Annotated in this window: 12 protein-coding genes; 11 read left to right on the top strand and 1 reads right to left on the bottom strand. The window is 45.0% G+C overall.

Features of this window, described 5'->3' with window-relative positions; all coding sequences use genetic code 11:
• Positions 1-3: 3 nt before the first annotated feature.
• The 11 genes from AAHN97_RS17995 to AAHN97_RS17945 all read left to right on the top strand — a co-directional run bounded on the left by AAHN97_RS17995 (position 4) and on the right by AAHN97_RS17945 (position 18,907).
• Complete coding sequence (locus AAHN97_RS17995) at positions 4-1,626, top strand: RagB/SusD family nutrient uptake outer membrane protein (protein WP_343303454.1); 1,623 nt, start codon at positions 4-6, stop codon at positions 1,624-1,626.
• A gap of 130 nt (positions 1,627-1,756) precedes the next feature.
• Positions 1,757-2,356 carry an RNA polymerase sigma-70 factor gene (locus tag AAHN97_RS17990; protein ID WP_343303453.1) on the top strand — a complete coding sequence of 200 codons (600 nt, stop codon included), beginning with the start codon at positions 1,757-1,759 and terminating at the stop codon, positions 2,354-2,356.
• Between the two features lie 67 nt (positions 2,357-2,423).
• Positions 2,424-3,416, top strand: coding sequence for a FecR family protein (locus AAHN97_RS17985; protein WP_343303452.1), 993 nt, complete (start codon positions 2,424-2,426; stop codon positions 3,414-3,416).
• Positions 3,417-3,737: 321 nt separating this feature from the next.
• On the top strand, positions 3,738-7,172 hold the full coding sequence (locus AAHN97_RS17980; RefSeq protein WP_343303451.1) for a TonB-dependent receptor: 3,435 nt from the start codon (positions 3,738-3,740) through the stop codon (positions 7,170-7,172).
• A gap of 16 nt (positions 7,173-7,188) precedes the next feature.
• The gene (locus AAHN97_RS17975) at positions 7,189-8,916 is read left to right on the top strand and encodes a hypothetical protein (protein ID WP_343303450.1); all 1,728 of its coding nucleotides are present in this window, start codon (positions 7,189-7,191) and stop codon (positions 8,914-8,916) included.
• 11 nt (positions 8,917-8,927) lie between these two features.
• On the top strand, positions 8,928-10,109 hold the full coding sequence (locus AAHN97_RS17970) for a hypothetical protein (protein ID WP_343303449.1): 1,182 nt from the start codon (positions 8,928-8,930) through the stop codon (positions 10,107-10,109).
• Between the two features lie 24 nt (positions 10,110-10,133).
• The gene (locus AAHN97_RS17965; protein WP_343303448.1) at positions 10,134-11,180 is read left to right on the top strand and encodes a fasciclin domain-containing protein; all 1,047 of its coding nucleotides are present in this window, start codon (positions 10,134-10,136) and stop codon (positions 11,178-11,180) included.
• Between the two features lie 4 nt (positions 11,181-11,184).
• Entirely contained in the window at positions 11,185-12,444 is a 1,260-nt protein-coding gene (locus AAHN97_RS17960) for a fasciclin domain-containing protein (RefSeq protein ID WP_343303447.1), read from the top strand.
• Positions 12,445-12,476: 32 nt separating this feature from the next.
• A complete protein-coding gene (locus AAHN97_RS17955) occupies positions 12,477-13,469 on the top strand; it encodes a fasciclin domain-containing protein (RefSeq protein WP_343303446.1) in 993 nt (330 codons plus the stop codon).
• A 20-nt stretch (positions 13,470-13,489) separates the two neighbouring features.
• Positions 13,490-16,723, top strand: a complete 3,234-nt coding sequence (locus AAHN97_RS17950; RefSeq protein ID WP_343303445.1) for a TonB-dependent receptor — start codon at positions 13,490-13,492, stop codon at positions 16,721-16,723.
• 18 nt (positions 16,724-16,741) lie between these two features.
• Positions 16,742-18,907, top strand: a complete 2,166-nt coding sequence (locus tag AAHN97_RS17945) for an IPT/TIG domain-containing protein (protein ID WP_343303444.1) — start codon at positions 16,742-16,744, stop codon at positions 18,905-18,907.
• Positions 18,908-19,000: 93 nt separating this feature from the next.
• On the opposite strand, the gene AAHN97_RS17940 is transcribed toward AAHN97_RS17945, so the two are convergent.
• Positions 19,001-20,113: a TlpA disulfide reductase family protein gene (locus AAHN97_RS17940; protein WP_343303442.1), complete on the bottom strand. Its 1,113-nt coding sequence runs from the start codon at positions 20,111-20,113 to the stop codon at positions 19,001-19,003.
• Position 20,114: the final 1 nt, after the last annotated feature.

Below are 20,114 nucleotides of genomic sequence, written 5' to 3'. Positions count from 1 at the left end.
TTTATGAAAAAAACATGGTTACTGTGCCTATTGCTGCTGATCAGTGTTACTTCCTGCGATAAGGATTTTCTTACCAGGGACAACCCCAGTGATACGGTAGATGAAAAATTCTGGCAAACAGATCAACAACTCATCGCGGTAATGCAGTTCCTTGCGGGGCAGCTTCCTACCGGCGGTTTTCAATATGGACCTAACAGCCGGATATCGATCAGCGCATTAACAGATGATGCAGTATGGACGGCCAATTTTTTGCCTGAGATCAACCAGTTTGCACTGGGCAATGGCAACTCCAATCCGCCGTCTTCCGCTTATATGCTGATATTCCCTTTCTGGAGGGATGGATTTCTGAAGATACGTACCTGCAACAGGTTCCTCAAATATGCGGGTAAGGCCTATGTAGATGCAGACAAACTTGCACAGTACATGCTGGAAGTAAGGGCATACAGGGCATTATTTCACCTGGAGCTGTTCATGTATTATGGAGAAATTCCTATCATAAAAGAAGACGTAGGCCCTAACGATTCTTATCTGAAGAGAAATACCAAAGAGGAGATCATCAACTTTATTACTTCCGAACTTACAGAATGTGCGGCAGGCCTTCCATACAGTTATAGTGGCGACCTTCCTTACCGTGTTACAAAAGGTGCAGCATTGTCTATAAAAACATTTGCTTTGCTGAATGCACTTAAATATAATGAAGCAGCCGCAACAGCTAAGGAAGTGGTAGATCTTACTGATCCTGCAGGCGGAAAAATGTACGAATTATACAAACCCGCGGCCACGGACAATTACCTGAACCTCTTTTTGTATAAAGGAGAATTCAATAAAGAAAGGATACTCTCTAATCAATTGCAGCAGGGTGTATATTTAAGGCTTGCGCCACCCAATGCTGCTGGTTCAGCTAATGTGAATCCTACGCAGAGTTTTGTGGACGAATATGAAACGAGGCAGGGTAAAACCATCTTCGAACTGGGTGCAGATAGTATTGCAGCCTACAGGAAAGATCCCAATTTTAAGAATAACCGGGATCCCCGCATGGCCGCTACGATCGTTTATCCCGGAGCCACTTTTTATACGGTTGTAAATCCCTTTGCACCTGCTCCAAATCCATGTGCAATAGGTGCTGTAAACTCATCACGTACAGGATATTTTGTAAGGAAGTATTGCGATGTGTCTATGGACAGGACCAGGCCTTCAACCGGAACCCTGGACTTTATGATCTTTCGCCTGGCGGACCTTATGTTGATGAGAGTGGAAGCATTGGTGGAAGGTGGTCAATGGAACCATCCGGATGTAATTGATTATCTGAACCAGATCCGTAACCGCTCCAACATGCCTAATGTGGATGCAGCTGTTTACAACAGCGAAGCAAAGATGCGTGAGTTGTACAGGCGTGAAAGGAGAGTAGAACTGGCTTTTGAAGGCAGTCGCTGGTTCGATATCAGAAGGTGGAAAATAGCAGATAAGGTAATGGGTGTAACAGTGATGGGGGCTACCAATCCTGCCACCGGGCAAGCTGTGGTGGTGGAAACCCGTAAGTTCAACAAGGACCGCGATTATGTGTGGCCAATTCCTATCCAGGAAATACAGGGGAATAGTAATATGGTGCAGAATCCGGGGTACTAAAGTAAATTACAGATACGCCGTTCCGATGAAAATCGGAACGGTTTTTTATTTCGGGAGAGAATTAATATTTACATAATACAGAACACAAATTTTTGCTGTTAAGTTTGCCTGAGGAAAAAGTGGTTGACTTATGGCGTTAACTTTACCCGAATTATCAGATAAGTTATTACTGGAGAAATGCAGAGAAGGCAATACAAAAGCCTTCGATGTTTTATTTGACCGCTATTCCGCCAAGCTCTATCACTATGCATTGAAGTATATTAAGGATGAAGCAGTGGCGGAGGAAAGCATGATGGACCTGATGTTGTGGGTATGGGAAAAAAGGCATCAGCTGGACCCTGACATACAATTTGCCCCATATATCTTCCGGGCAATGAAGAACGCCATTATAAAAGTATTAACCCGGAAACCCTTTGTTACCTACTCTTTTGATGATCTTTCGCCAGACCTCAGTACATCTATGGCCTATAATGCAGATCACCGGATCCAGGTGAATGAGCTGAGCGGTATATATCTTGAAAAGCTCGATGAACTAAGCCGTCAGCGTAAGATCGTTTTTAAAATGAGCCGTGAGGACAACCTCAGCCATGCTGAGATTGCGAAAGAAATGAACCTGTCCCTATCTACTGTAAAGAACCATATTAAAGCTTCTCTCTCCCATTTCCGCCACCATCTTAAGGATTATGTGGATATTACAACTGTTATACTGCTTTGCTTTTTCCCCAGATAATTTTTTATCACAGATTAGCCCCTCCCTCCATTTTCCGGCCTTTATATAGTAGGCATCTATATAAGCAATGGCAAACTCAGTTAACAAAGCACTATTAGAAAAATACCTGAACAATACCTGCACTCCTGAGGAAAGAGCGCGGGTAGCCCTTTTTCTACAGGAACCGGACGGCAAAGCATTGCTGGATGAGTTCCTTACGGAAAGGCTGCCTGCAGACATGCAGGCAACAGAAGAAAATACCATAGACACCGCCAGGGTAGCGAACTGGAAAGCTGAAATACAGGCCCGCATGGAACAACAGCAGATCCCTGAGAAAAAGGTGAAATACCTGCCACGGTTGCGCCAGGTAGCCATGTGGGCAGCTATTTTGTTTGGTGTGGGTTATTATGCGATCCACTTCTCCAATAAGAATGGAAAGCAACCATTGGCTTTACTGAAGAAGGAAACCCCTTTCGGTCAAAGATCAATGATCACCTTAACAGATGGCTCAACAGTATTACTGGGTGCCGGCAGCAGATTCACTTACCCGGAGAATTTTACGGACAGTATCAGGGAAGTAACGCTGGAAGGGGAGGCTTTTTTTGAAGTGAGCCATAATCCTTCCAAACCTTTCATTATACATACGGGTGAAATTCAAACGCGGGTGTTAGGAACCTCCTTCAGAATCAGTGCATTTCATGGATTGCCTGTAACGGTGGCCGTGGCCACAGGGAAGGTAAGGGTAGAAGGTTTAACGGAAATGGCAGTATTAACGCCGGGGAATCAACTCACCTGGCATCCTTCTGATCATAGTGCCATAAAAGCAACCGTGGATGTGGCAGATATAGAAGGATGGAAGAAAGGCCGTATTGCTTTTAACAACACGAAATTAAAAGATGTGGCTACTGAACTGGAAAGATGGTACGATGTGAAGATCGTATTCAAACAGTTGAAAAAAGCAGAAGAGGGTATAACGGTTACGCTGTTTGCAAGTGCCCCGCTGGAGAAAACATTGGAGGTACTCGCGGCTGGTAATGGTTTCAGGTATACGATCAACAAGAAGGAAATAATTATTCACTAACCTTTAAATCGCTGTATGTAATAAAAAAGTACATAAAAAAACGTTCCCGTCAGCATTGGACCGCCTTCAGGAACGCGTGTTTTAATTCATTTACCCGTAAAGTTTTCGACGACAAACAGGTAAACGAACCGTAGTTAACAGATTCCCGGCAAGCCGGGTTAACCAGTAACAATCAAAAGTATGAAAAAAGGATTAAACCATGATCCTTTAGGATTTATTGTGGAATCTATTCCCTTTGACCTTAACCATGCGTCGGAGGCTGAATGCGCCGCATGGTTCAAGCATGCGGTGAACAAGCATAGATGCAAAATTTACTTCCTGATGAGATGCTCATTTATTATGCTGATCGTTCATCTAACCTTCATAAGCCTGCTGTTTGCAGATAACCTGAAGGGCCAGGACCTTACGCTCAAAATGAACCTGCGGTTGGAAAATTCGGGGCTGAAAGAAAGCCTGCTTACCATAGAAAAGCAAACCGGGGTCAGGTTCCTTTTACCGGAAGAGTTATTAGCGGGTGCTTCCAAAAGCATTAACCTTTACCGTGAAGATATCAGTGTTAAGGATGCTTTATCTCTTCTCCTTAATAACACACCGCTTTCTTACCGTTCTTTGAACGGATATGTGGTGATCATCCGGAAACCTGTACAGGTAAAAACTACAGGCAGGGTAACAGATGGTAAAACAAAGGAGCCGATACCAGGTGTTTCCATCAGGATCAAAGGATCGGCTGTTGGTGCTACTACAGATGCGAATGGTTATTTCAGCCTCAGTGTTCCGGAAACGGGCGCCACCCTTGTATTTACATTTTTAGGGTATGAGGCCCGGGAAGTGAAAGTAACGGGAACATCCGGGCATCTCAATATCATATTGAATGCATCCAGCCGCCAGTTAGGAGAAGTAACCGTTCAGGCACGCAGAAAAGCGAATACGGAAATAGCTGTATTGCAGGAACGGAAGAATGCATCTATTGTGCAGGATGCTATTTCCGCACAGCAAATTGAACGTACAGCCAGTATTACTACCACACAGGCATTACAACGTGTGAGTGGTGTTACGGTTACAGATGAAAAATATGTAGCTATCCGCGGCCTGGGAGACAGGAGCGTGATAGGGCAATTGAATGGTGTGCGGCTTGCATCTTCAGATCCTGACAGGAGTTCCATTCCGCTGGACCTTGTTCCTGCTTCATTGCTGGATAACATTACCATCTATAAAACGGTTACACCAGATAAACCGGCAGATGCAGCAGCAGGGATCATAGAACTGAAAACAAAATCGGTTCCTGATAAAAGAACACTGGAAGTGATTGTTCAATCCGGCTTTAATTCCAATATAGGAATTGGTGGCCGCGTGAACAGTTTTTATAACAGTGACCTCGGCTTCTTTGGTGGTAAAGTGAATGATAAAAACCTTTCCAATGAATTTCTCGATCTCTCCCATCAATATCCCGGCGGTCTTGCTGAGATACAACGGCTGATCACCAGCAGCAATGCAGATCCTGTACTGCGTAAGGAAGCAAACCGCATCAACAATATCATGCATAGTTTTGATCCGGTGCTGACCACCCGTTTCAAAAATGCATCGCTGAATCAATTGTATTCTGTTACCTATGGAAATAGCTTTAATGTTTTCAAATCCCATAAGATAGGTATTGTTGCGGGTGCTAATTACTATCGCCGTTCAACGGATGTATATGGCGGAGATCTTACACAGTATAGTATTTACCAGGGTGTGATCACAGGTAACCCACAGGTGTACAGCCCGCGGAATATCCCAAACTACATCACACCAAACAGTCTCTATATGGGTAAATACCAAACCTATAAGGAGAATACAGGTACGGAAACCCTGAACTATGGCACACTGGGAGGTATCACCTACAGGTTCAGCCCCCGCCATGAGATCAGCTTCCAGTATTTAGGCAGTTGGGGAAGTGAAGCGCAGGCTGTGAATATGTATGGTGAGTACCAGTATACAGGTTTACCAGGCGCCGTAGCCAGTACTATCTATTCCCTGAAACAAACACGCCGTAATCTTAACACCTATAATTTACAGGGAGAACATAAGTTCCTCGCGGGAGAATATTCCCCACGTTTGAGTTATAACCTGGCTACTTCTACTTCTTCACAGAATGATCCGGATTTCCGCTTTGTTACACTCACGGATTACAAGCCTCGCGGTGGTGCCTGGTATGTAAGGCCAGCCAGCGAACAGGGAGGTTCAGAGTCATTTGTTTATACAGATCATCTCTATGCGCTTAATTCAGGTTATGTGAATGGCTATGGTACTTATGGTATTATCCAGGCGGAACCTAATGGCCGCAGATGGAGAAAGCTGAATGAAACGAACTACAACTACAAAGCCGATCTCACTATTCCGTTCCGTTTATTGGGACAGCGGCAGGAGTTTAAAACAGGTGTAAACTACCTGAACCGTGACCGTACTTTCCGGGAGAACATGTTCTTTCTGCCAGGTTCCAACTTTACACCTTATGGTGCACTTACCCTGTATGATGTTGAAGGTAACCTGGATAAACTGGTGAGCCCTGCGATAGTAGGTATCCGCGAGCCATCAGGCAGTTCAGGTGAAGGGGTGGGCAGAACCGGAGGATTCCTGTACAATAGTCAGAAATCACCCAATAACTATACCGGTTTCTTTGAAACGAATGCGCTGTATGGTATGCTTGATCTTAGATTGAGGGATAACCTTCGCATAGCAGGTGGCGTTCGTTTTGAGAAAACCAATATACAGTCTGCCGTAGATACTTCTAATGTATTCCTTGATCCGGCCCTGACTAAAAAGGATGAGAATGGTAATACGGTACCTGTAGTGCTCATAGATCCTAATACAGTTTATAAAACGGAATATAAACCCTATTACTCTGCCAATCTTACTTATACGCTGAAGGGGAATATGAATTTCCGCTTAGCTTATAATACAACACTGGCACGCCCTGAATTACGTGAGCTGACGAATGTATTTGAATTTGATGCTTTTCAGATGGGACTGGTTGTGGGTAACCCCAAACTGGTGAACCAGCATACAGAGAACCTTGATTTCAGATGGGAATGGTTCCCTGCCAGCGGAGAAGTTATTTCTGCATCGCTCTTCGGGAAACGGATTAATAACCAGCTGGTGAAAGTGTTCAGCCTGAAAACGGATGGTCTTGCTGCAAAATATCCTGAGTATCCTACCATTCAATTCCAGAACGATCCTAATACCGGTACGGTATGGGGCGTAGAGCTGGAAGTGGTGAAAGACCTGGGCAAATTATGGGCGCCTTTAAACAATTTCTTCTTTGGCTCTAACCTGCTGCTGGCGCAAAGCAATATTAAAAAAACAAAGACACGGTATGATGCCAATAAATCCCTGGATAGGCATACGCCGGAAAACAGCCCCCTGTTTGAACAGGCGCCTTATTCTGTTAACCTGTGGATGAACTATGCCAATAAGAAAAGCGGTACAGACCTTACCGCCACTTTTAACATGGTGGGAGAACGCCTGATACAGATCAACCTAACGGGAGAACCGGATCTGTACACACGTCCGGTTCCTGTACTGGATTTGGTTTTCACCCAACGCCTTTCCAAACGGATACTGTTTAAGGGATATGCCAAGAATGTACTGAACCCCGCTATTGAAACAGTATACGCCAATCCCGGCACAGGTGGTCTCTGGTATGGAGGCAGTTATGTGAACAGGAGTTTTAAGAAGGGCAGTGAGATCATGATGGGCTTTACAATGAACCTGTTTTAATTAAAAATATTTACGGATGAAACAGAAACTATTATCACTGGCGATGCTGCTCGTTATGCTCTCCTGCAAAAAGGAGAAGGTGGATCATGAGCAGGATAACAGGGCGGTGACGGATGCACACAAAAATTCAGGTGTAAGGCTGGTGAATGTTGGCGGGTATCAGCAGGTAATAATAAACAACGATACACTTACCAATTACAAAATAATACCTCCGGACCCTCAGTACAACCAATACGAATACCCTGCTACCAAATATTTTACATTGGATGGGAGACTGGGCAGAACATGGTATGTCCCGGCTACTTTTATAAAAAGAGATGGCACTGCTTTAATTAAAACGGAGAACGTCAGCCAACAGTCGTTTCACCGCCAGCTGGAATTTTCCATCCTGGAGGAGTACAATAAACCCATGGATTATTACCTGCTGAGGGGAACGGATGAGCCCAATATAATAGATGCCCCACCCAGCCTAATGGCTATTCCGAGGGATGTAACGGCACCATCCCGCCCGGATCATTTTAAGATCCGTGTGGTGAATATGGCTGCAAAGGTTAGTACGCAATTTCAGGATGTAGAAGATGTGGCGTTTCCGCTTACACTGGCATGGGCAGATGGTACAGCTGTAAGTTCGGCCACCAGCGCTATTGCGCCCGGAACCTGGTCTGAATACATTGAATTACCTTACGGCGCCTACCAGTTTAAATTACTTACACCCGCAGGTATACAGGTAACCGGCTACGGCGGTTCCCGTACAGAGGGTGTTGAGCTCGTTGACCCAGCTACTTCCACACTGGTTAAAGGTGCAACCGGAAGACCGCATACGGTTAGTATAAACCTTACGTATGCGCCTATACGCACTTATCAGCCCGGTGGCATCTATACGATCGTGGTATCACCGCAGCTTTTCCCGACTCCTTATTATAATGGTAATCCCGGTGAAGAAGTATCCATGGATCAAAATGGCTTCCAGGTAATAAGTGATATCAGCGAACCGCTGAATAGCACCTATACCCGTGTGCAGGGAGTGAATGCATTACCCGGTACTGGAACTGTTTCCATTACAGCTAATGGTAAGGTATTAGGAGGTCCGTTAAATTATGCAACAGCTGGCGGTTACGAAAGGCTGATCGCAGAAAATGTGCGTTTCCGTGCGCAGGATGCATCCGGCACATTGCTGGCAGAAAAAGAAGTACCACTTATAGCGGGGCAGAACTATACAACGTGGCTGTACCGGGATGGATCAGGGAAGGCAGTACTTTCTGTTGTAGCCAATAATTTGTCCGGTACTATCCAATACCCTGGAGCAGATGGGCAGGATGGAGCTTATGCAAACGGGAGCAGGAGTTATCCTTTTGATATCCGTTTTCTGAATTTCTGTGCAGAGATCCCTTATGCCACATTTACACTGAATAACGGACAGTCATTCTACTCCGGCATATCTGAGAATATTCAATCCGGCGTGATTCCTGTCATGGGACATCCCTACGTTGCTATACAGCAGAGCAGTGCAGCTTACCAGGTTATGCTTTATCAGTCTGCCCCGGGCATCGTTCCCGGAAAATGGTTATCTGATATACCGGTTGTAAAAAGTACAGACCTGATAGCCCGGAAAGAATTGTATGTAAGAGGGCCTCTGCCTGAACATGAACCTGGTATTTATACCATTGCGCTGATCGGCAGATATGGTGCTGCTGTACCGGCAGAGCAAAAAGCGAAGATGATCATCGTAAAACATATCAAATAACGAATATGCGCATGAAATTCATACACTGCATTGCGTTGGCCATATTACTGTTTGGCATGACTGCATGTAGTAAAGTAGAATATACTAAAATAGATGAACCTGCTTACCTCCGGGTATTTAATAACCTCAACTACTCAATAGGATTGGCCAATAAGGATGAACAGCGTCCTTTTCTGACTATGCTCATAGATCCGGTGCTGGATAAGGATGGTATGCCGATAGGAGCTGCCGTTATAGGAGACTTTCTGGATCAGCGGGCTTTCTATGCACCACCCTATCCTTCTCATATAGGTAGCAGTACTTCTGTAAATAATCCTGAATATCCAGGTAAGGAAAATGTACTTGTTGGACCTGTTTTAAATGGGTTTGATCTTTCCAGCTGGGCGCAGGTGGCCTCGGGAAAACACAGATACCTCTTCCTGTACAGGCCAACAAACAGTATTCCTTTCTTTAACCTGGAAACGTCACTAAAGAAAAAGGTGCTGCTGGATACAACCATTCAGTTGGATGCCGGTGAAGTATATACCATGCATATCCTTCAGAAGGATTTTACCACAAAGGAGAATGGCATATTACTGCGCCAGGAGAACTTTCATAAACTGCCGCTTTCAGATTCCCTGCTGTACGTTAATTTCTATAACTACAGCTCAGATGGTTTCTGGCAGGCGGACAAAAGTTTGAAAAAGGAACAGCCGTTAAAGAATATGCTGCAATATGGTATTAAGGATGAGATGAACGTATGGAGCTCTCTTTTTAAAGGGCAAACACTTGGTACAGCGGTTCCCGGGTACCTGTTCAATTACATGACCACGATACGCAGGAACACGGGAACAGGTGAGGTCACACGGTATTATAGCATTCCACTATTTGCGGATCCTGCTTCAGACGGGATCTCTACAGACATCTGGCAGCGCTTTAACATATTAGCGCCAGGCATGCATCCTACCAATATGCCTTATAATGACAATGCAGATGATACGCATTGCAACTATGGTGTCATTTCCTGCTACAGCAATGGAACCCAAAAGCCGGCCAGGGAAGAGTCTGCTTTCATGCTGCCTAACATGATCGTCAATGTTCATTCCGGCACGCACAATCCCCGTTCATTCGCTACGATAAATACGATTGAGTTCGTGAACGGCTATGCGTATTTAACTACCGTTCAGCGGAAATATCCACCACCGGTATATTGATTTTATTACAAAAGAAAATTAAGGATGAGAACGAATCATACTTTTTTATTCAGACTGCTGCTGGTGGTTTTACCCGTACTGGCTTCCTGCAAGCATGAGCAGCTGGAAGTGTACGAGGAAAATATCAGGTACCGCCCCGGAGCAGACTTCCTGAAGAATAACTACGACCTTTCCCTGTTTGCCGCCGCCGTGGAAAAGGCAGGCATGATGGAAGAGCTGAGTGGTCCGGGGCCTTTCACCATACTGGCTCCTAATAATGCTGCATTTCATGAACTGGGAATTCAACGCCCTGCAGACTTTGATAAAATGAACAAAGATAGCTTGCGGTTAATGGTAAGGTATCATATACTGAACAGAAAATTACTGACATCAGATATACCGGTTATGGGTGTAGATGTGAGATATACTACCCTGGCTGAAGGCCGGCAGTTATATGTCTCCCATGAGAATTACTATGTGGGCTATTATTATTTCAATGGTTCCATCGTGGAGGTGCGGGATGTGGTGATCACCAATGGTACGCTGCATGTACTGGGCAAAGTAATGAAATATGAAAAGGGGACTGTGCGGGACTGGCTGGAAAAGCACAAGGAATATAGCTTGCTGGTGGCCGCATTTAAGAAGTATGGCTTTTGGGACCAGCTGCTGCAGGATGGGCCGTTCACCATTTTTGCACCGGATAACGATGCCTTTGCAGCAGATGGAATGACCCTGGAACGATTAACACAAATGGATACTTCCCGTTATATCGGCAACAGGTTGTTTGGGGTTTACATCCAGCGGCAGCGGAATATTTTTATTTCCGACTTCAAGGTTTTCAGGTCCAATAATGCAGAATATGGTCTGGATGCACCTGTTTACGGAGATAGTTATTACCTGAACATCGGCGGAGATCAGACTTTTCCGACCAGGTACAGCTTTCAACTTCGCAGCAAGAAAGATTATCCATTTATGCAGTTGAAGTTAGTAGCAGGCAAGGAGTATGCCTCATTTTCAGATAACCTCACAGATAACGGGCTTATTCAGCCGCTTACAGGTTTGGCTGTAATGCCGGAAGAAGCAAAAAAATAACAACATGAAAGCTATAAAGATATTATCACTCGCTTTGCTCGTGCTGGCAGCTTCCTGCAAGAAGGAAGAATTTATGCCGGTACCGGAAGGAGGAAAAATACCTTATGAAGAGGTGACCACAGCATTGCAGGAATTGCTGAACGGAACTAATTACCAGCTTTTCAAACAAGCCTGGAACAAAAGCAATATGAACAGCATCCTTGCACTGAAAGGCGCAAAGGCCTCTTATACTCTATTGGTACCGGATGATGCAGCCATGAAAGCAGCAGGATGGAATGAGAACAGCATCAACAATGCTGCACAGGAAGATCTGGATACCCTGTTGATGTACCATACGCTCAATGGTATGCTGGATTCCACAGCTATCCGGGAGCAGATAGGTAATGTGGGCAGGATAAGCCTGCTAACAAACCCGCGTTTTACAGAACAATTAAATGGCCCGGGGAATGCGGTTCCCTATCCGTTACCCTCTGAATACAGGCAGTATATTGGTATTACAAGAGAAGGAGAGCTGCTTGTTAACGGCAAAGGAGCTGGCACAGCTAAACCTTTGATGGCAAAGAACGGAGTTATCTGGCCGATCAATAAAGTGCAGGTGCAGCCCGGGAAAACAATATTGGAGATCCTGCAGGCAGACGGGCGGTTTGGATTATACCTTGAAGCACTACGTATAAATGATAGCCTGTATTCTGCTGTAGATGGCCTGGACGTATTCAGCATGATGGATTACCTGTTCCTGCCTGGCCTGGATTGCCGGAAGGCTGAAATTGACTGGGATTGTTTCTGCCCCAAATATACACCAGGCATGCTGAGCAGGTTCTCACTGTTTGCTCCTACGGACGATGCCTTTAAAAAGGAGGGCCTGTTTACACCGGAGGATATCAGAGAACTGGCCTCCCGCTCTAAACCGGCATACATCGATTATGTACTGCAAGGACGTATGACAACAGATTCCCTGCTGAGTATGCATGTATGGGGAATGCAGGGGCAGCTAATGCGTGTGGATGTGCCGCCTGTCTTCTATTCAAACGACCTTACACCGGAAAAACTGAAATTTCATGATATCCAGTCCGGAGGTATTTTTTCCCCTGTCACAGGAACAACACCGCTTGAATTTTCAAAAGATGCGAATGGCCGGGTACAGGTAAAGTATAAGGACAGTCAGTATGAGAAAGCCACGGTGATCGAAGGGGATATTCAAGCCATGCAAGGCCCTATACATGTGGTAGACCGGTTGATCATACCTAAAAACTTTGTTTTCTAAAGGGAGCATCAGCTTCTAAAATATCAAATGATATGAATTACAAACATGGATATCTCCTGATATTCTCCCTGTGCTTTTGCTTGCTATTCAGTTGCAGCAAAAAGGAGAATGTGAAAGTGAGAGACAATAATATCATTCCATCTGTAGTAGCAGATAACTTCAATCTTACATCTTTCCGTGCAGCCCTTGACCGTAGTAATCTACGTACAGTAGTATCAGCTGCCGGCCCTTATACAGTGCTGGTTCCCTCTGATGCTGCATTCATAGCTGCCGGTTTTAATGGCCCTACTGGTGTAACTATTACGAGTCAGGCAGAGATCATCCGCCTCACAGGTTATCATATCCTGGAAGGCGCTTATGAGTTGGATAAATTGCCCTTCCTCTTTAACCAGGAGATCAGTTCTTACGGTGGAGGAAAATTATATGTGACAAGATGGATAAAAGAAGGAGATACCATCATCACCGTAAATGGTAGCCGGATATTATCAGAAAGTATGCATGCTTCTAACGGTATCATTGAAGTGATAGACCGTTTGCTGCAACCTTACCGCTTTGATAATATCATTGATGCTATAGCTGCTGATCGCGACCTGAGCCTCTTTTACCAGGCCATACAGCGCGCGGGATTGGCAGATCAATTGCGTGGTAAAGGGCCTTATACCATTTTTGCACCGGTGAATGCTGCCATGACAGCAGCCGGATATGCCACACTTGAAACAATCAATAGTACAGATCCTGTTGTAATAGCCACGCTTGTGAAATACCATATTGCGGCAGACAGAAGATTTCTGAATGACTATGTGTTAAGCACAGGCAGCACAGCCACAAGTACACAGACTATGTTAGATAATAACACGGTGAAGATCACGCTGATCCCTAACAGTTCTGCGCCGGGTGGATACGAAGGCATTACATTACTGGGAACAGGTAATGGAGGTGTATCGGTACAAACCGTGCAGCAAGACAGGATCACCGGTAATGGCGTATTACACACGATCAACAGTGTTTTGAAGGTAACGCAATGACATCATTTAACTATTACAAAATGAAAATTAAACAATACCTCCTGATGATGTTCCTGCTTGTATGCTCTGCTACGGCAAATGCACAGGAAACAAGCGGTGGCATCACAGGAAAGATCACGGATGAAAAGGGCGAACCGCTGGATGGGGCTTCTATCATTGCAGTACACATCCCTTCCGGTACACCTTATCCTGCCACTACTGGTAAAGACGGGCGTTATCGCCTGCCAGGCATGCGGCCGGGCGGACCATATAGCATTACAGTAACCATGGTCAGCAAAGTAACACAGCAATTCAGCGATATCGCTGTTAAACTGGGGGAACCTTTATTGCTGAATATTGTGATGAAAAATGGGGCAGAACAGCTCAGCGAAGTAGTGGTTTCCGGTGCCCGGCGCAAATCTCCCAATGCCAATACTTATGGCGCAGGCCAAAATATCGGCAGCACGCAGATCAGGAATATGCCTACTATCAGCAGAAGTATCCAGGATATGACAAGGCTGGTGCCGCAGGGAAGTAAGGATAATAGTTTTGGAGGTAGCAGCTTCCGCTATAATAACGTTACCATCGATGGTGCCATCAACAATGATGCAATTGGCTTCAGTCCTTCTATGGGAGGTCAAAGTGGTACTTCCGGCCAACCAGGCAGCAGTACCCGCACCAATCCTGTTTCACTGGATGCTATTGAAGATATACAGGTATATCTCGCACCGTATAATGTGAAGATCGGGAATTTTACAGGGGGCAGTGTAAACGCTGTAACCCGCAGTGGTACCAATAAATTCAGCGGATCTATCTATGGTTTCGGAAGGAATGCTACATTGATTGCTAAAGATAAAACCGGTTCCTCCGGTAAAATGCCGGATAGTTTTGAAGACTATCAGGCAGGTTTTCGCCTTGGTTTCCCTATTATTAAAAACAAGCTGTTCTTTTTCACCAATATGGAGATCACGCGCAGAACGGATCCGGTATTGCTGAAAGCAGGCATGCCTGAAACCGCCAATATCCTTAGCACAGAAGATGCAACTGCTATTATCAATGCCACAAAAGCCCGTTATACTGGATTTGATCCGGGCACCGCTGATGCATTTAATACTTCTTCCCGCTCTGATAAGTTTTTTAACCGTATTGACTGGAACATTAATTCCAAACACCAGCTCTCTGTCAGAAATAATACCATTTTTTCAAAAGCTGTACATATGGACCGGGACCAGCAGGATTTCCGGTTTAGCAGCATGGCATTTGATCAGAAAAATGATCAGATCAGTACCGTGGCGGAATTGAAAAGCCGTTTTAGCAATACTTTATCCAATAGTCTTGTGATCGGCTACACTACCGTGAAAGACAGCAGAGATCCTCTCAGTGATCCCAATCTTCCACAGGTACAGATCATGGGCCGTTCTCCCGGAACTACTATCTACATTGGTACGGACAGGGAAGCCTCCATTTTCAACATGAAACAGCAAACGCTGGAGATCAGCAACAACCTGACGTGGAGCAAAGGAAAACATACCTTCCTTTTTGGAACACATAATGAGTTGTATAAGATTAATTATGGGTTTGTGAACAGCTGGAATGGGAGGATAGATTACCTCAACCTTGACGATTATCTTCAGAACCGCCCATACCGGGTAAGAGGAAGTTATAACTACATCAATAACTCCCGTGATTATATATTGGCTAATCCTGCAGCTGTGTTCAACGTTAATCTTTACAGCATATACGCACAGGATGAGATCCAGGTTACGGAGAAACTGAAGATAACACCAGGGCTTCGTGCAGACTATACACATCTGCCACAGAAACCGGAACTGACGGATAAAGTAGCTAATTCCCCGGCTGATCCGAATTTTGGTACTTCTTACTACTATACTCCGTTAAGCCGTATCACCAATAACTATTTTAACAAGGTACAGATCTCACCAAGGATAGGGATCCGTTATGATATAAAAGGAGATCAGTCGCTGATACTTCGTGGTGGTGCCGGGATCTTTACCGGCAGGATACCATTTGCATGGCTGGCCTATGCTTATTATAACAATGGTCTCAGTTATGGTTCATTTGATCAGCGGGCAGAGCAAAAGCCATTTACGCCGGGTACGGATGCTGCAAAACCAGGGAATAATGGCATCGCGGATTTTGTGCAGCAGAATGGTGTGGTGATCAATAATCCCCGTGCCGGTAAAACACAGGTAGACCTTATTGATAATAATTTTACCGCACCTAAGGTGCTCCGCGCCAGCATAGCCCTTGATCACATTACTGCTGATCAATGGAAATTAGGTGTGGAAGGAATGATCACCAAAACCCTGAAAGACGTGTTTTTTCAGCAGGTGAATATTACCGATAATCCTGTTTACCATGCTTACGATATTCATAAACAGCAGCCTGTTTATTCCGGCACAGTGAATCCTGCTTTTTCAAATGCTTACCTGCTGAGCAATACCAACAAAGGTTTCCGCTATAGCGTTACTGGTACCATCAGTAAAGTATTTCCCTTTGGCCTTTCAGCTTCTGCTGCCTATACTTATGGACAAAGCAAAGATGTGTTCAATGGTGTGCGCAACTCTATGGAATCCAACTGGCAGCTGAACCAGGCATTGAGCCCTAATGATGCGGGTTTGGCCTATTCAAACTTTGATATCCGTCACAGAATGGTGTTCAACCTGGATTACAAAAAAGCATGGAGCGATAGCTGGATCAGTTCTCTTAATTTATTCGTCAGTGCCCAGTCCGGCAGTCCCTTTACCTATGGAATTGTAAATAACAGTGTGCAAGGTTTGCCACAACAGGTAAGCCTTGCCTATATTCCTGCCAGGGAGGAAGCGGTTGATTTCTTTACCACGGCGGAACAGGCGGATGCTTTCAATAAATTCATTGACGGGAATGCTTATCTCAGCAGCAGAAGAGGCAATTTCACAGAACGCAATATGGGCAGAACTCCCTGGAATGTGCAGGCAGATCTGCACTTTGCCCAGGAGTTCCATTTCGCGAAGCTGAAAACCAACTACATCACTTTTTCAATTGATGTGATCAATCTTACAAACCTGATCAGCAGCAACTGGGGTATACAATATTTTTCTCCCAACACCTTTAATTCTACGGCCAGCGTGGGAATGGTGCCTACTTTATATCCTCCCCAGCAAGGTAAGGAGAACATTCCTGTCTATACATTTTCCCAACCGGGCAAACCATATGCTATAGATTATTTCGGTTCAAGGAGCCAGGTGCAGTTAGGATTGCGATACTCTTTTTAACATGATAAACATCAACTGATGAAGAAAATAATTATTTATACCCTTTTAGTCAGCCTCTTTCTGGTACAGGCTTGTAAAAAGAAAGAGGACATACAACAGGTACCGCCTAAAGTGGAAAGTTATTATCCGAATAGCGGGAAAGGAGGTACACTGGTCACTATTGAAGGAACAGGTTTCGGTAAAGATGCATCCGGCATAAAGGTAACTTTCTCCGGCAAGGAAGCAACTATTGTAGATGCACAGCAGCATAAACTGGTGGTGCGTGTTCCGGAGGAAGGTAGTACAGGTGTTATTGCACTTACTGTTGGTACATCGCCTGCACAGGTAGGGAACTTTACTTATCAGACCCTGAGTATAAGCAGTATCTCTCCGGCTAACGGACCTGCAGGATCTCATATCCGCATCAACGGTAAAGGGTTTGGCAGTCTTAAAGCACCGGCAGAAGTAACAATGAATGGTAAAATGGCAAATGTTGTGAGTGCAGGAGATACCTTGCTCGTGATAGAAGTGCCGGAGAAAGCAGGCCGTGGTCCCATCAAAGTAAAGGTAGATGGTATGGAATCTACCGGGCAGGATTTCCTTTACCAGGAGATCGTATCTGTTAAACCGCTGACGGGTGGCAAAGGAACGCGTGTGGTTATCAAAGGTGAAGGATTTGATCCGGCAATAGCAGGTAATGTTGTAGACTTTAACGGACAGATCGCAGTAGTGGAAGAGGCTACGGAAACGCAGCTGACGGTAAGGGCACCGGATGAATTTAAGACCGGCCCGCTTTCTGTATCAATTAACGGCCAAAAGATCATAGGCCCGGAGTTTAAACTTGTACCACTTCCGGTAATTAAAACCGTTAGCCCCTTAAGCGGACCAAAGGGCCAGGTGATGACTATCTCCGGTCTTTATTTCAGCGAGGTAGCCGATGAAAACGTAGTCACCATCAATAATGTAGTAGTTCCTGTAACAGCAGCCACTGCCAATGCTATCACACTTGCCATCCCGGGAGGTACCGGTGATGGCAAGGTTAAACTTTCTGTAAATGACCAGGTAGTGGAAGGACCATTGTTTAAAGACCAGACGCTGGGTATCAGTAAAATGACGCCTGATAATGGTCTGGCAGGTTCTCAGATAACTATTACAGGTACTGGTTTTAGTGCCGTGGCAACTGAAAATATTGTCACCTTTAATGGTGTAGCAGCAACTGTTTCCAGTGTGAATGCTGAAGGTACTGAAATTGTGCTGGATGCACCTGTTGGCTTAAGCACCGGACTTGTAAGGATTTCACGTAATGGACAGACAGCAGAGAGTGCTCAGCCATTCAAACGTGCAGGAGTGATGACCCTGGCAGGTGGACCGCTTGACAATACTTTGCCCACTAATCTGAAATCAATAGCTGTAGACTCGAAGGGGAATGTTTATGTTACGCAGGGTACGTATGTGCAGAAAGTAACGCCTGATGGACAGGTATCTCTTTTTGCAGGCAGTACTACGGAAACCGGAATGAATGTAAATGGTACAGGCACAGATGCAAGGTTTTTCAGTATCAGGGCATTGGTGATAGATGCACAGGATAATTTAGTGATAACAGACTATCTGTTCATCAGGAAAATAACACCTGCAGCAGTGGTTACTACGATGTTGGAGTTAACTGGTGTGGCAGCAGGCAATATGACCATGGACAATAAAGGCAACTTCTATTTTACCCAGAGTTATTCAGGCATGATGAAACTATATCCCGGTGGAGCTTCGGAAAGAGTGGTAACAAGAGGTGGCAACGATGCCTGCCGTCCTGCAGTGGATGCATCGGGGAATATATTTATGGGTTTAGATATGTATGAGTCTACGATCATAAGATTTCAGCCCGGTGGTGCGCAGAATACCTGGTTCTTTGCTCCCGGTTATCAGGATGGTCCGCTGCAAACAGCACAGATCTCATATGGCCCGACTGCACTGTATGCTGCACCAGATGGTACCTTAACGATCCTGGATGCCAATAACTTTGCACTCAGGAGTGTGGATTATGTAAACGGTCAGGTAAGCACAATCTTTAAACTGGAATCCGGTTTTGCAGATGGCAGTTTTTCAGAAGCTAAAATGCGCCCCGCTGTAGATATGGCATTTGACAAAGATGGGAATATCTATTTGCTGGATGCCTGGAATAAAGCGATCCGTAAGGTATTCATGAAATAAATAGTAGGTTTAGCATCACTTTAAATATAATCAAAAAGAATCCCTCACCCATTCCTGGGTGAGGGAATTTTCTTTTGTTTTACAGGGGGTCAATCACTTTAGTACTTCTTCCAGTTTCTTCTCTAATTCCTCACCTCTCAGGTTCTTTGCCAGTATCACACCATCAGGTCCCAGCAGATAATTCGCCGGGATAGACCGGATATCATATTGCCGGGAAACCGCATTATCCCACCAGTTCAGATCAGATACATGCGTCCAGGCAAGCCCGTCATCATGGATAGCTTTCAGCCATTTCTCTTTTGCACCGGGTTGATCCAGTGATACGCTCAGGATGGTGAAGTTTTTATCCTTATAAGCATTGAAAGCTTTTACAACAGCCGGGTTTTCCTGGCGGCAGGGTACACACCAGCTTGCCCAGAAGTCAATCAGCAGGTATTTTCCTTTGAAGTCTTTTAAGGAAACCGGCCTGCCAAGCGTATCATTCTGTGTGAACTCAGGGGCTGGTTTGCCGATGGCGGTTGCTTTAGCTGCATCTATGCTATGCTGCATTTTTTTACCCAGTGCGTTCTTCTTGGCAACAGGTTTTAAGGTATTGAGTTGCTGTTGCAATACATTCATATCCTTCTCCCGCAGATAGAAAGATAGTACCATGGCACTTACAGGAGAAGCAGGATGTTCTTTTACCCAGTTCCTGTAATAGATATTTTTTACCGAATCTACAAGAGCGTATTTCTTCTCTAATGCTTTCAGCTTAATAGTATCCTTTACCCTGTAAGCCTCGTTCATTTCTTTCCCCAGCGCACTGGCTTCAATAAAAGCTGGTTCGGTTTTAGCTGCTTTGCTAAGACTGTTCAGATCGTTGGCGTAGTTACTGCCGCTGTATACCGCATCCGTTAATAACGGGCCTTTAGCGGTAACTTTTAAACTGCCTGGTTCCAGGTAGAAGAAAGTAAGATATCCTGCTGCGTTCCTGTCTTTTCCGATCCTGAGCAGATATATATCTCCTTCTTCCAGGTTGAGGCTGAAACGGAAATTGCCGGAACCTGCAATTACTGAATCAGGTTTGCCGGAAGAACTCATTTTTGAAAGGTAAACGGGTGTTCCTTCTTTGAGATCAGGAAGTTTACCTTCCAGTGTGGTGTTGGATTGTGCAAACAACGTTGTGCCTGATAATAGCAACGCTAATGATAACCATGTGTTTTTCATG

It is taken from the genome of Chitinophaga niabensis, assembly GCF_039545795.1.
Lineage (GTDB): Bacteria > Bacteroidota > Bacteroidia > Chitinophagales > Chitinophagaceae > Chitinophaga > Chitinophaga niabensis_B.
The sequence above is the reverse complement of the archived record's forward strand: the minus strand, read 5'-3'. Positions and strand labels throughout refer to the sequence as shown.